General features: G+C 70.0%; 12 protein-coding genes. 6 read left to right on the plus strand and 6 right to left on the minus strand.

Features of this window, described 5'->3' with window-relative positions; all coding sequences use genetic code 11:
* Nucleotides 1–116: 116 nt before the first annotated feature.
* Nucleotides 117–1,379 (minus strand): RsmB/NOP family class I SAM-dependent RNA methyltransferase, encoded by a 1,263-nt coding sequence (locus tag AC1Q7O_RS05960; RefSeq protein ID WP_492658116.1) that lies wholly within the window; start codon nt 1,377–1,379, stop codon nt 117–119.
* Between the two features lie 26 nt (nt 1,380–1,405).
* Between AC1Q7O_RS05960 and AC1Q7O_RS05965 the strand changes: the two genes are divergently transcribed.
* Complete coding sequence (locus tag AC1Q7O_RS05965; RefSeq protein WP_492658115.1) at nt 1,406–2,050, plus strand: DUF1345 domain-containing protein; 645 nt, start codon at nt 1,406–1,408, stop codon at nt 2,048–2,050.
* Here AC1Q7O_RS05965 and purN read toward each other — a convergent pair.
* Entirely contained in the window at nt 2,043–2,675 is a 633-nt protein-coding gene (gene purN, locus AC1Q7O_RS05970; protein WP_492658114.1) for a phosphoribosylglycinamide formyltransferase, read from the minus strand. The genes AC1Q7O_RS05965 and purN overlap by 8 nt on opposite strands.
* An 87-nt stretch (nt 2,676–2,762) precedes the next feature.
* On the opposite strand from purN, the gene trpS reads away from it, so the two are divergent.
* Genes trpS through AC1Q7O_RS05985 form a run of 3 tightly spaced genes read left to right on the plus strand, consistent with a single transcriptional unit; the run spans nt 2,763 to nt 5,496 of the window.
* The gene (trpS, locus tag AC1Q7O_RS05975) at nt 2,763–3,749 is read left to right on the plus strand and encodes a tryptophan--tRNA ligase (protein ID WP_492658390.1); all 987 of its coding nucleotides are present in this window, start codon (nt 2,763–2,765) and stop codon (nt 3,747–3,749) included.
* Entirely contained in the window at nt 3,746–4,156 is a 411-nt protein-coding gene (locus tag AC1Q7O_RS05980) for a DUF3717 domain-containing protein (protein WP_492658113.1), read from the plus strand. Before trpS ends, AC1Q7O_RS05980 begins: the two co-directional genes overlap by 4 nt.
* Nucleotides 4,153–5,496, plus strand: coding sequence for an MATE family efflux transporter (locus tag AC1Q7O_RS05985; protein WP_492658112.1), 1,344 nt, complete (start codon nt 4,153–4,155; stop codon nt 5,494–5,496). Before AC1Q7O_RS05980 ends, AC1Q7O_RS05985 begins: the two co-directional genes overlap by 4 nt.
* A 32-nt stretch (nt 5,497–5,528) precedes the next feature.
* Here AC1Q7O_RS05985 and AC1Q7O_RS05990 read toward each other — a convergent pair whose 3' ends face one another.
* The 4 genes from AC1Q7O_RS05990 to ettA all read right to left on the minus strand — a co-directional run bounded on the left by AC1Q7O_RS05990 (nt 5,529) and on the right by ettA (nt 10,273).
* Nucleotides 5,529–6,920: a sensor histidine kinase gene (locus tag AC1Q7O_RS05990; protein WP_492658111.1), complete on the minus strand. Its 1,392-nt coding sequence runs from the start codon at nt 6,918–6,920 to the stop codon at nt 5,529–5,531.
* Nucleotides 6,921–7,081: 161 nt separating this feature from the next.
* Complete coding sequence (locus AC1Q7O_RS05995; RefSeq protein ID WP_492658110.1) at nt 7,082–7,792, minus strand: winged helix-turn-helix domain-containing protein; 711 nt, start codon at nt 7,790–7,792, stop codon at nt 7,082–7,084.
* 91 nt (nt 7,793–7,883) lie between these two features.
* A complete protein-coding gene (locus tag AC1Q7O_RS06000) occupies nt 7,884–8,378 on the minus strand; it encodes a Spy/CpxP family protein refolding chaperone (protein WP_492658109.1) in 495 nt (164 codons plus the stop codon).
* 230 nt (nt 8,379–8,608) lie between these two features.
* Nucleotides 8,609–10,273: an energy-dependent translational throttle protein EttA gene (ettA, locus tag AC1Q7O_RS06005; RefSeq protein ID WP_492658108.1), complete on the minus strand. Its 1,665-nt coding sequence runs from the start codon at nt 10,271–10,273 to the stop codon at nt 8,609–8,611.
* 155 nt (nt 10,274–10,428) lie between these two features.
* On the opposite strand from ettA, the gene AC1Q7O_RS06010 reads away from it, so the two are divergent.
* Nucleotides 10,429–12,024, plus strand: coding sequence for an ABC transporter substrate-binding protein (locus tag AC1Q7O_RS06010; RefSeq protein WP_492658107.1), 1,596 nt, complete (start codon nt 10,429–10,431; stop codon nt 12,022–12,024).
* Nucleotides 12,025–12,201: 177 nt separating this feature from the next.
* Nucleotides 12,202–13,692, plus strand: coding sequence for a DEAD/DEAH box helicase (locus AC1Q7O_RS06015; protein ID WP_492662673.1), 1,491 nt, complete (start codon nt 12,202–12,204; stop codon nt 13,690–13,692).
* The last annotated feature ends 72 nt before the right edge of the window (nt 13,693–13,764 follow it).

Raw genomic sequence — 13,764 nt, forward strand, 5'->3', positions numbered from 1 at the left:
CCCACCACGGGCATGCAAAGGAAAGTCAATTGTAGAGGAGTGCCCCCAATAACAAGGGGGCACCGGCCCTCATTCGGGCGTAGCGCGTGCGATGCGACGCGCTCTCTTGACCTGGGTCAAGCCGCGCGTTCCCACGCGACGGCGAAAAAGCCGTCCGTGGCGTGGCGGTGAGGCCACATCCGAAGTGCGCCGTTTTCCACGAGCGCACCGGCGCCGTCGACCTGCGCCTTGCTCAGCGCTTCGTCGGCGGGCAACTGCTTGAAGTCCGGGTGGGCGGCAGTGAACTCGGCCGCGATGACCTCGTTCTCGGCATCCAGCAGGCTGCAGGTGGCGTAGACCAGCCGGCCGCCCGGCTTCACCAGGCGGGCGGCACTGGCCAGGATGGCGCGCTGCTTGGCCTGCAGCTCCGACACGGCCTGCGGCGACTGGCGCCACTTCAGGTCGGGGTTGCGGCGCAGCGTGCCCAGGCCCGAGCACGGCGCGTCGATCAGCACGCGGTCGATCTTGCCGGCCAGGCGCTTGATGCGGTCATCGCGCTCATGGGCGATCTGCGCCGGGTAGACGTTGGACAGGCCGCTGCGCGCCAGCCGCGGCTTGAGCGCGTCCAGCCGGTGGCCGGACACGTCGAAGGCGTAGAGGCGGCCGGTGTTGCGCATCAACGCGCCCAGCGCCAGCGTCTTGCCGCCCGCGCCGGCGCAGAAGTCCACCACCATCTCGCCGCGCTTGGGTGCCAGCAGCAGCGCCAGCAACTGGCTGCCCTCGTCCTGCACCTCCACGCCACCGCTGGTGAACAACGTCAGCTTGTTCAGCGCCGGCTTGCCCTGGATGCGCAGGCCCAGCGGCGAGTACGGCGTCGGTGTCGCCTCGATACCTTCCGCCTTCAGCTGCTCCTGGGCCTCCTCGCGCTTGAGCTTGAGCGTGTTGACACGCAGGTCCAGCGGCGCGGCCTCGTTCAGCGCGGCGGCAAGCTGCCAGAACTCCTCGTCGCCCAGGCGCTCCTGCAGCGGCACGGCCAGCCAGTCGGGCAGGTTGTGGCGCAGCCGGGGCTGCAGGCTCTCCGGCGCGATGGCCTGGACCTGGGACAGCCATTGCTGCTCCACCGGGCTCAGCGCGGCGCGCAGGAAGCTGTCGCTGCCGCGCCAGGCCAGCATGGCCAGCCGTCGGTTCAGCGGACCGCTGCCGCTCTGGGCCAGGTTTTGGAACCTGAGCCGCTCGCGCAGCAGCGCGTAGACGGTCTCGGCGAGGCTGGCGCGTTCGCGCTGGCCGAGGTTCTTGTGTTGACGGAAAAAGGCCGAGACCGTGGAGTCGGCCGGCGCGTCGAGCTTGTTGACGGCGGCGATCAGCTCGGCGCACAGCTCCAGCAGGGCATTAGGATGCATCGCCCCATTATCCCAAGTCCGCACGAATGAAGCTCTGGACCCAGCTGCGCCTGCGCCCTCGCCTGCTGACGGCCGTGCTTGCGGGCAGCGCCTTCGCCGCCATCTGGCCCGGCGAGCTGGCCACCGCGACGCGGCTGCTGCTGGGGTGGAACCTCGTGATCTGGATCTACCTGCCGCTGGTGCTGTGGATGATGCTGGGGCGGACCGGCGGCGTGGACGTGGAGGCCCGCGCGCGCAAGCTGGCCGAGGGCATTCCGGCGATGCTGGTGCTGGCCGTGCTGGGCGCGCTGGCGAGCCTGGCCGCCATCACGCTGGAGCTGCAGGCCGCGCGCCAGGCGCACGACACGCGCTACGTCGGGCTGGCGCTGGCCACCGTGGCAGGTTCCTGGCTGCTGCTGCCGGTGGAATTCGGGCTGGCCTACGCAAGCCTCTACCACCGCCGTGACAAGCAGGCGCACGGGCTGGAGTTCCCGGGCGACGACGGGCCGCCGGACTACGGCGACTTCCTGTACTTCTCGATCACCGTGGCAGCCACGTCGCAGACCTCGGACGTCGGCGTCAGCACCAAGCCCATGCGCCGGCTGGTGCTGCTGCAGTCGCTGCTGGCCTTCGCGTTCAACACCGGCGTGCTGGCGCTGTGCATCAACATCCTGGCGGGGCTGGTCAGCTGAGCAGAAGCTGCTGCGCCGCGCCGTCGCGGTGCCGGACGTTCTCGCCGTCCCACACCAGCGCGCCTTCGACGAACCAGCGCACCGACTGCGGATAGATGCGGTGCTCGGCCGTCAGCACGCGGGCCGACAGCGCCTTGGCGTCGTCGCCCGGCAGCACCGGCACGGCCGCCTGCATGACGATGGCGCCATGGTCCAGCTCGGCGGTGACGAAGTGCACCGTCACGCCGGCGATCTTGCAGCCCATCTCGATCGCCCGCTCGTGCGTGTGCAGCCCCGTGAAGGCCGGCAGCAGCGACGGGTGGATGTTGAGCATGCGGCGTGCGTAGCGGGCCGTGAAGGCCGGCGTCAGGATGCGCATGAAGCCGGCCAGCACGACGAGGTCGGGCGAGAAGCCGTCGATGACGTGGGCCAGCTCGGCGTCGAACTCATCGCGGCTGGCGTAGGCCTTGTGGTCGACCACCGCCGTGGCGATGCCATGCGCGGCGGCGAACTGCAGGCCGCCGGCGTCGGGCCGGTTGCTGATGACGGCCGCCACCTCGGCCGGCCAGCCTTCGGCCGCGCAGGCCTTCACGATGGCCTCCATGTTGGAGCCCCGTCCCGAAATCAGAATCACCAGTCGCTTCATGGGCAAGCAGTGTAGGCGGCGCACCCATGGCGACCGGCAGGTCAAAAGGCAATGCACGACAATCCGCGCCCCATGTCGACACCCGCCATCACCCGCCCGCGCGTCCTGTCGGGCATGCGCCCAACCGGCGCACTGCACCTCGGCCACTTCCACGGCGCCCTCAAGAACTGGCTGCGCCTGCAGGACAGCCACGACTGCTTCTTCTTCGTCGCCGACTGGCATGCGTTGACCACGCAGCGCCCCAGCGGCGAGACGCTGTCCCACCACGTCTACGAGATGGTCACCGACTGGCTCGCTGCCGGCGTGGACCCCGAGCGCTGCACGCTGTTCCTGCAAAGCCGCATGCCCGAGCACGCCGAGCTGTTCACGCTGCTGGCCATGTGCACGCCGTCCAGCTGGCTGGCGCGCATGCCCAGCTACAAGGACCAGGTGGCCGCCGACCCGGAGCTCGCCACCTACGGCTTCCTCGGCTACCCGCTGCTGCAGGCGGCCGACATCCTGCTCTACAAGCCAGCCGGCGTGCCGGTGGGCGAGGACCAGGCCGCCCACGTCGAAGTGACCCGCGAGGTCGCACGGCGCTTCAACCGGCTGTACGCCGAAGCTGCGCCTGTCTTCGTCGAGCCGCAGGCGCTGCTGACCGAGACCGCCCGCGTGCCCGGGCTGGACGGCCAGAAGATGAGCAAGAGCCTGGACAACGCCATCGCGATGCGCGATGAGCCCGAGGTCACGGCCGCCAAGATCCGCACCATGCCCACCGACCCGCAGCGCGTGCGCCGCACCGACGCTGGCGACCCGGCGCGCTGCCCCGTCTGGCCGCTGCACCGGATCTACACCGACGACGCCACGCGCACCGCCTGCGCCAGTGGCTGCCGCACCGCCAGCATCGGCTGCCTGGACTGCAAGCAGCCGCTGATCGAGGCCATCCAGCGCGAGCAGGCGCCCTGGCGCGAACGCGCCGCGGCGCTGGACCCGCAGCAGGTCAAGTGGACGCTGGAGCTGGGCACCGAGCGCGCCCGCGCCGTGGCGCGCAAGACGCTGCGTGAGGTGCGTGGCGCGATGGGGCTGGTCGCTTGAACACTGAAAAAGTGCATGTCACGGACCTCGAAGCCGCCATCAACTGGTGGCGCGAGCGCTCGCCGTCGCCCGACGGCATCAGCGCGGCCCCCGAGGTGCGCGCGCTGGCCGAGGCCTACGCGCTGCTGGCCTGGATGCGTGCGACCGAGATCGACGTCGATGCGATGAGCGACAAGGCGCTGGGCGCCTGGCTGGACTGGTACGAGACCACGCCCGACTCGCCCTGCATCGCCATCTGCTCCACCGCGCAGGGCGACCCGCTGTGCAAGGGCTGCGGCCGCACGTTCGACGAGGTGCAGCACTGGCCGGCGCTGGACCCGTTCGAGAAGCGCATCGTCTGGCAGCGCATCACGCACGAGGGCACGGCCTGGCGCTTCAACCGCTATGCCGAACGGGTGCAGAGATGATCCGCATCCGTTTCATCGACTCCGTCCGCCGCCTCGTGCCGCAGGCCTGGCCCGTGCTCGTCGGCCAGCTGGCCGTCATGATGTTCAGCACGATCGACACGCTGATGATGGGCCGCGTCGGCCCGCAGGACCTGGCGGCGCTGGCCGTGGGCTCGGCGACCTACGTGTCCATCTTCGTCGGGCTGATGGGCGTCGTGCTCGCGGTCGGCCCCATCGCCGGGCGGCAGTTCGGCGCCGATGACCTGCCCGGCTCCGGCCGCAGCTTCGTGCAGGCGCAGTGGCTGGCCGCGCTGCTGTGCGTGCCCGGCTGCCTGATGCTGTGGTTCCCCGACCCGTTCATCTGGCTGGCACAACTGGACGCTACGCAGGCCGACAAGGTGCGCGCCTACACGCGCCCCGAGGCCTTCGCGCTGCCGGCCGCGCTGCTGTTCACGGCGTTCCGCGGCTTCTCCACCGCCGTCAGCCGGCCCAAGGCCGTCATGGCCATGCAGCTGACGGGCCTGGCGGCCAAGGTGCCGCTGAACGCCGTGCTGGTGTTCGGCTGGGGCCCCATCCCGGCGATGGGCGTGGGCGGCTGCGGCTGGGCCACGGCCATCGCGATGACGGCGCAGGCGCTGGTGGCGCTGGTGCTGCTGCGGCGTGACGCGTTCTACCGCCCGTTCCACATCCCGTTCCTGTGGCAGACGCGGCCGCACTGGCCCGACCTCCTGGGCCTGGTGCGGCTGGGCCTGCCGATGGGCGGCTCCATCCTCGTCGAGGTGACCGGCTTCACGTTCATGGCCTTCTTCATCGCGCGGCTGGGCGCCACGCCGGTGGCCGGGCACCAGATCGCCGTCAATCTCGTCGCGATGATGTTCATGACCGCGCTGGCGCTGGCCACGGCCGCCGGCACGCTGGTGGCCCAGCACCTGGGTGCGGGCCAGAAGCGCGAAGCGCGCACCGTGGGCCGGCATGCGATGGCGCTGGCCACGCTGGTGGCGGCCGCCTTGGGCGCCGTCGTCGCGCTGGCGCGCGAGCCCATCATTGCCCTCTACACCAACAACCCCGAGGCCGCCGCGGCCGCGCTGCCGCTGCTGGTCTGGGTGTGGTTCTTCCACCTCGGTGACGCGTTGCAGACCGTGGCTGCCTACGTGCTGCGGGCCTACCAGGTGGCTACGCTGCCCATGGTCATCTACGTCGTGGCGTTGTGGGGCCTGGGCATCGGCGGGGGCTACGTCGTCGCGTTCGGCGCGAACGGCAATGGCGCCGTCGGCTTCTGGCAGGCCGCCACGGCCGGGCTGCTGGCCGCGGCGCTGCTGCTCAGCCTGCTGCTGCGCAAGGTCTTCGACGAGAACCGCTAGTCACGGCGCCGCGCGCCCGGTCGCGCGCCGCCTCAGGCGCTCGCCGCCGGCAGGAAGATGACGAAGCGGCTGCCGCCGCCGTCGCGTGCCAGGCAGCGCACGCTGCCGCCATGGCGCTCGGCGATCTGCTTGACCAGGCTGAGCCCCAGGCCCACGCCGCCCGCCATCTCGGCATGCCCCGGCAGCCGGTAGAACGGCTCGAAGATGCGCTCGCGCAGCTCCGCCGGCACGCCCGGCCCCCGGTCGGCCACGGCGAACTCGTAGCCCCCCGCCACCGGCCGCAGGCTGAGCTGCACCTCGGGGCCGCCGTAGCGGCGCGCGTTGTCCAGCAGGTTGCGCAGCGCGCGGCGCAGCAGCCGCTCCTGGCCCTGCACGCGCGCCGTGTCGGTCTCGGGCTCGAAGCCGGCCTCGGCGCGGGCCGCCTCCTCGGCACCCAGCGCCAGCAGTTCCACCACATGGGTCTCGCCGACGGCGCTGCCCGCCTCCAGCCGGCTGGCCAGCAGCACTTCCTCGACGAGCGCATCCAGCTCGGCGATGTTGACGTCGATCTCGTGCGCCAGCCGCTCGCGCTGCGCCGGCGCGGCGTCGTCCAGCATCGCGAAGGCCATCTTCAGCCGCGCCAGCGGCGAGCGCAGTTCGTGGCTGGCGTTGGCCAGCAGCGTCTGGTGCGAGCGCAGCAGCGTCTCGATGCGCTCGGCCGCCTGGTTGAAGCTGTGCGCCACGGCCGCCACCTCATCGCGGCCGCTGTCGTCCACGCGGTGGTGCAGCTGGCCGGCGCCGAACTGCTCGACGCCCCGCTTGAGCGACTCCAGCCGACGCGTGAGCCGGCGCACGACCGGGAAGGCGCCCACCGCGACGCCGACGAACAGCAGCACCAGTACGACGGCCAGCGTCGACACCGCCGGCGCGCCCGGCGACACCGGGCGGTGCAACCAGGGGCTGGTCCAGGGGCCTTCGTCGGGGCGGCGCTGCACGCCTGCGCCTTGCCCGGGGCCTGCTGCACCCGGCCCCGATGCGGCGGGGCCGCCCGGCGGGTTGGGCGGGCGCATGGTGCGCACCATCTCCAGGCTGCGGCCGTCGCCCAGCTCCGCGCTGACGACGATGGCGCCGGGCTCGTCGAGCCGGCGCCGGAACATCTGCGTCGTGCCGATGCGGCTGCCGTCGGCGGCCTCCAGCGCCAGCGGCATGCGCAGCCGGCCACCCCAGTCGGCAAAAACCGCCGCCTGGTCGGCACGCGGCGCCGTGGCCGGCGGCAGCGCCAGCTTCAGCAGACCGGCCATCGCATTCAGCCGCTCGCTGGCCGCGATCTCGACATTGCCGCGCTCCTGCTCGATGTGGCGCTGGAACAGCCAAGCGGAGCCGAACGCGAACGCCAGCAGCAACGCCACCAGCGTCAGGTAGATGCGGAGGTAGAGGCTTTTCATCAGCAACGCGAGTCTATTTCGGGCCGAGCGCCGGGCCGCTCCCAAGCCGGCCCGTCAGGCGATGTGCTCGCGGCTCGATGCCGCGAGCATCGCCGTCCCCTCGGGGGACCGACAAGACTCGCTCGCGTTCAGCGACGCGAGGCTTGGCGAGGGGCTTCACATCAATCCGAATCAGCGTCCTGCTTGCGAGCAAAGACGTAGCCGGCACCACGCACGGTCAGCACGCGGCGGGGGTTCTTCGGGTCGTCCTCGATGACGGCGCGGATGCGCGAGATGTGCACGTCTATGGAGCGGTCGAAGGCCTCCAGTGGATGGCCCTTGAGCGCATCCATGATCTGGTCGCGCGACAGCACCCGGCCCGGGCTCTGCGCCAGCACGACCAGCAGGTCGAATTGGTGGCTGGTCAGGTCGCAGATCTTGCCGTCCAGCCGCGCCACGCGGGCGGCGAGGTCGATGTCCAGGCGTCCGAAGCGCAGCACCTCGTCGCCATCGAGCTTGGGCTCCAGCCGGCGCAGCAGCGCCTTGATGCGGGCCTGCAGCTCGCGCGGCTCGAAGGGCTTGGCGAGGTAGTCGTCAGCGCCCAGTTCCAGGCCGAGGATGCGGTCCATCGGCTCGCCGCGTGCCGACAGCATTAGCACCGGCTGGTGGCGCCAGCGCGCATCGCCGCGCAGCCAGCGGCAGAAGTCCAGGCCGTCGCCGTCGGGCAGCATCAGGTCCAGCACCAGCAGCTCGAAGCGGCCGTGGGCCAGTGCCTCGCGGGCGGCGCCCAGCGTGCCGGCCGTGCTGACCTCGAAGCCGGCCGCGCGCAGGTAGTCGCCCACCATGCCGGTCAGGCGGGCGTCATCGTCAATCAACAGCAGTCGAGCACTCATCGGGGGAGCCAGCGAGGTGAAGGAAGGCCGGCGCTCGGAGGCGCCGGAATAGCGGGGCTCAAGCATCGCAGAACTCCTCGGCAGGCAGCAATCAACCCGGGCGGCGGTGCTCGGCCATGCGGGCCTGGTGGCGCTTGGCGACCTCGGCGATCCGGGCGCGCTGCTCGGGCGTCAGCACGCGGGCGGCATCGATGCTGGCTTGGCTCATGCGCTTGGAAGCGGCCTCGTGCTGGGCGCTCATCTGCTGGCGCACGGCCTCGATGGCGGCGGCGTCGATGTTGGGCGCGGTGTAGAGCGTGGCCAGTTGCTGATGCAGCTTCATGCCGGCTTCGCGCTGGCCGGACAGGTCCTGGCGCGCAGCCTTGAAGATGGCGTCGATCTGGCTGCGCTGGGCGTCGGTGGCGTTCACCACGTCCAGCATGTGCCCGACATGCCCGCCGAACAGGCCGCCACCGGGCGCCATCGCGGCGGGGCCACCGCGGTGGCCATGGCCCTCGGGCTGCGCCTGGGCGGCCAGGCCGCTCAAGGCCAGCGCCGCAGCCACGGTGCCGACGCGCAACAGATTCTGGAACTGGAAGGTTTTCATCACAGGTCTCCTGAAGTTGAGAGCGCCCCCGAACCTGCCGCTTTGCGTCAGGCCCCCCGAGGGGGGCCAAGCAAACTCGGGAACGGCCCTTCGTTTGCTTGTGAGGGAGTGATGTGGATCTTCCAGGGGGCCTGTGTGGGATCTTTGGGCCCGCGGTAAAGAACTGTGTCGCGCTGTCGCTGCAAGCCTTCTGACAGCCGGCACCGGGGTCGCCCGGTGCCGGCGCGCCATCACTTGATGGGCTTGAAGCGCATGCGCTTCGGGCGCGCGCCTTCCTCGCCCAGGCGCTTCTTCTTGTCGGCTTCGTATTCGTGGAAGTTGCCGTCGAAGAAGAACCACTGCGAGTCGCCTTCGCAGGCCAGGATGTGCGTGCAGATGCGGTCCAGGAACCAGCGGTCATGGCTGATGACCATGGCCGAGCCGGCGAACTCCAGCAGCGCCTCTTCCAGCGCGCGCAGCGTTTCGACGTCGAGGTCGTTGGACGGTTCGTCCAGCATCAGCACGTTGCCGCCCTGGGCCAGCGTCTTGGCCAGGTGCAGGCGGCCGCGCTCACCGCCGGACAGCGAGCCGACGAGCTTCTGCTGGTCGTTGCCCTTGAAGTTGAAGCGGCCCAGGTAGGCGCGGCTGGGCATGATGAACTTGCCGACGATGATGTTGTCGAGGCCGCCGGAGACGTCCTGCCAGACCGTCTTGTCGGCTTCCATGCTGTCGCGGCTCTGGTCGACGAAGGCCATCTTGGCCGTCTTGCCGATCTTGACCGTGCCCGAATCGGGCTGCTCGGTGCCTTGCAGCATGCGGAACAGCGTCGACTTGCCGGCGCCGTTGGGACCGATGATGCCGACGATGGCGCCGGCCGGGACCTTGAAGCTCAGGTTGTCGATCAGCATGCGGTCGCCGAAGGACTTGCTGACGTTCTCGAACTCGATGACTTCATTGCCCAGGCGCTCGGCCACGGGGATGAAGATTTCGTTCGTCACGTTGCGCTGCTGGTATTCGACGTCGCTCAGCTCCTCGAAGCGGGCCAGGCGGGCCTTGCTCTTGGCCTGGCGGCCCTTGGCGTTGGAGCGGACCCACTTGAGTTCCTCCTTCATCGCCTTCATGCGCGCGTCTTCGGACTTCTGCTCCTGCTCCAGGCGGCGTTCCTTCTGGTCCAGCCACTCGGAGTAGTTGCCCTTCCACGGAATGCCGTGGCCGCGGTCGAGTTCGAGAATCCACTCGGCGGCGTTGTCCAGGAAGTAGCGATCGTGGGTGATGGCCACCACGGTGCCGGGGAAGCGCTGCAGGAACTGCTCCAGCCACTCCACGCTCTCGGCGTCCAAGTGGTTGGTGGGTTCGTCCAGCAGCAGCATGTCGGGCTTGGACAGCAGCAGGCGGCACAGCGCCACGCGGCGCTTCTCGCCGCCGGACAGCACGCCGATGACGGCGTCCCACGGCGGCAGGTTCAGCGCGTCGGCGGCCAGCTCCAGCTGCAGGTCGGTGTTCTCGGAGCCGGCGGCCGAAATGATGGCCTCCAGCTCGCCCTGCTCGGCGGCCAGCGCGTCGAAGTCGGCGTCCGGCTCGGCGTAGGCGGCATAGACCTCGTCCAGGCGCTTCTTGGCGGCCAGCACGCCGCCGATGCCTTCCTCGACGGCTTCACGCACGGTCTGCTCGGGGTTCAGGCGCGGCTCCTGCTCCAGGTAACCGATCTTGATGCCGGGCATCGGGATCGCCTCGCCTTCGTACTCCTTGTCGACGCCGGCCATGATCTTCAGGATCGTGGACTTGCCCGAACCGTTGACCCCCAGCACGCCGATCTTGGCGCCGGGGAAGAAGGACAGCGAGATGTCCTTCAGGATGTGGCGCTTGGGGGGAACCGTCTTGTTCACACGGTTCATCGAGAAGACGTACTGGGCCATGGGCGAATCCTTGAGGCTGAAACAGCGGCAGGCCCCGAAGAGGGCCTGCGTTGACCGCCATTGTCGCCGATGCCCGCGCCGCGCCCCTGGGGTTGATCCCGACACACCCGCGGCAGCGCCGCACGAGACTGCTACCGCCACTCCAGGGAGAAGCAATGCGTCGCCTGCCCGCCTGCGGCCGCACCGCACTAGTGCTGCTGTGCCTGCTGACCGGTTTCGTCCAGGCCCAGACCTTGCGCTGGGCCGCCCAGGGCGACCTGCAGACCACCGACCCGCACGCCGCCAACGAGATCCAGACCAACTCGCTAAACGGCCAGGTCTACGAGCCGCTCGTGCGCCGCCTGCCCGACCAGAGCCTGGCGCCGGCGCTGGCCGTGGAGTGGACGCAGGTCACACCGCTACTGTGGCGCGTGAAGCTGCGCCCGGGCGTCAGGTTCCACGACGGCACGCCGTTCACGGCCGACGACGTCGTGTTCTCGATGCAGCGGATGCGCGACCCCGTGTCGCCCTACCGCGTCTACGCCAACGCCGTGGGCGTGCCGAAAGCGGTGGACCCGCTGACGCTGGTGTTCGCGCTGGACAAGCCCAACCCCATCTTTCCCGAGCACCTCGTCAGCCTGACCATCATGAGCAAGCGCTGGGCCGAGGCCAACCGCGTCGCGCGGCCGCTGGACCTGAAGGCCAGGGAGGAGTCCTACGCCAGCCAGAACGCCAACGGCACCGGCCCCTTCATCCTCGTCAGCCGCCAGCCCGGCGTGAAGACCGTGTTCAAGCGCAACGCCGCCCACTGGGGCCGCAGCCTGCCGGGGCTGGGCAATGTGCAGGAGCTGGTGTTCATGCCCATCAGCATCGACGCCACGCGCACCGCGGCGCTGATCTCGGGCGAGGTGGACTTCGTGCTGGACCCGCCGCCGCGCGACGTCGAGCGGCTGCGCGCCATGCCCGAGCTCAAGGTGGTGGACGGCGTGGACAACCGCATCCTGTTCATCGGCATGGACCAGGCGCGCGACAAGCTGCTCTACGGCCAGGTGCCGGGCGACAAGAATCCGTTCAAGGACCTGCGCGTGCGTCGGGCGCTCTACCAGGCCATCGACATCGAGGCTATCAAGACCAAGATCATGGCCGGCTTCGCGGTGCCCACCGGCGGCCTCACGTCGTCCGCCCGCGGCGCCTACAACGACGCCAGCCTGGAAACCCGCCTGCCCTACGACGTGGCCGCCGCCCGCCGGCTGATGGCCGAGGCCGGCTACCCGGACGGCTTCGAGGTGACGCTGGACTGCCCCAACAACCGCTACGTCAACGACGAGAGGATCTGCCTGGCGCTGGCCAGCTTCTGGGCGCAGCTGAAGATCAAGGTCAAGGTGAACGCGCTGCCCCGGGTGCTGTACTTCCCCAAGATCGACAAGTACGACACCAGCCTCTACCTGCACGGCTGGGGCGGCGGCAGCACCGACGCCGAGGTCATGCTGACGCCCATCCTGCGCAACCGCGGCGAGCAGGGCGTGGGCGTGTCCAACAACGGCGGCTGGGTGAACGACAAGGCCGACGCGCTGGCCGGCGCCTCCACCATCGAGAGCGACCCGAAGAAGCGCGAGCAGCTCGTCAAGGCCGCCTTGGCCGAGTACCGGCAGCAGATCAACATCATTCCGCTGCACCGGCAGATGATTCCGTGGGCCATGCGCGCCAACGTGCGGGTGCTGCACTCGGCCAACAACTGGCTGAGCGTCGAATGGGTCACTGTTTCTAAATAAGCGCCGCGGCACCAGCCGCTAGAATGCCCGTCAACGCCGCGCCTCTCAGTCTTGCGCGGCGTTTCATTTTTCTGGCCCCAAGCACGCGGCCTGGCTTGCCCGAAGACTGGTGTCGCCTCCCCGGCGTCACGGCGAGCCCCGGTGATTTTCGGCGTGCCTCCCCATCTATTGGATTCGATGAGTTTCGACACCCTCGGCCTTGCAGAGCCCCTGCTGAAGGCCATCGCCGACGCCGGCTACACCACCCCCACCCCCATCCAGGCCCAGGCGATTCCCGCCGTGCTCAACGGTGGTGACCTGATGGCCGGCGCGCAGACCGGCACCGGCAAGACCGCCGGCTTCACGCTGCCGATGCTGCACCGCCTCGCCACCGGCGAGAAGCTGCTGAACAAGCGCGGCAAGATCGCCATCCGCGCCCTCGTGCTGACGCCCACCCGCGAACTGGCCGCCCAGGTCGAGGAAAGCGTGCAGACCTACGGCAAGTACCTGCCGCTGAAGAGCATGGTGATGTTCGGCGGCGTCGGCATGCAGCCGCAGATCAACAAGCTGCGCGACGGCGTCGACATCCTCGTCGCCACGCCCGGCCGCCTGCTCGACCACGCGCAGCAAGGCACGCTGGACCTGTCGCAGGTGCAGATCCTGGTGCTCGACGAAGCCGACCGCATGCTGGACATGGGCTTCGTGCACGACATCAAGAAGGTGCTGGCGCTGCTGCCCGCCAAGAAGCAGTCGCTGCTGTTCAGCGCGACCTTCAGCGACGAGATCAAGAACCTCGCCGACCGCCTGCTGAACCAGCCGGCGCTCATCGAGGTGGCCCGCCGCAACCAGACCAACGACCAGATCGCGCAGAAGGTCCACCCCGTGGGCCGCGAGCGCAAGAAGGAACTGCTGGTGCACCTCATCAAGAGCGGTGACTGGCACCAGGTGCTGATCTTCACGCGCATGAAGCACGGCGCCAACCGCCTGACCGACTACCTGAACGACCAGGGCATCAGCGCCATGGCCATCCACGGCAACAAGAGCCAGGGCGCGCGCACCAAGGCGCTGGCCGACTTCAAGTCGGGCGACCTGACCTGCCTCGTGGCCACCGACATTGCCGCCCGCGGCATCGACATCGACCAGCTGCCCCACGTCGTCAACTTCGAGCTGCCCAACGTGCCGGAGGACTACGTCCACCGCATCGGCCGCACCGGCCGCGCCGGCGCCCAGGGCGAAGCCGTCAGCCTCGTCTGCGTGGACGAGAACGGCTTCCTGCGCGACATCGAGAAGCTCATCAAGCGCGAGATCCCGAAGGAGATCGTGCCCGGCTTCGCGCCCGATCCCAACGAGAAGGCCGAGCCCATCGTGCTGGGCCGCACCGTGCTGAACCCCAACGGCAGCCGTGGCCGCAACCCCAACCCGCCGGCCCACGCCGGCCGTGGCGGCCGCCCGGGTGGCGGTGGTGGCGGTGGTGGCCGCGGCGGTGACAACCGCGGCGGCTCGCGCGACGGCGGCCGCCCGGCCGGCGGCGGTGGCAAGCCCCAGGCCCACACCGGCCACGGCGGCGCCCGCACCGCGCCCAAGCCGCAAGGCCAGCAGGCGCCGCGCCCCGCGGGCGGCCAGCCCAGCCGTGACGGCGGCGCCCCGCGCCACACCAACGGCCCGCGCCTGACCCAGCCCAAGCGCTGATCGACACCGGCGCCCGGCCACGACGGCCTGCCTCTCACGAGGCAGGCCGTTTTTTTGTGCCGCTGATGCCCG

The organism is Roseateles sp. GW823-FHT07B05 (assembly GCF_058794515.1).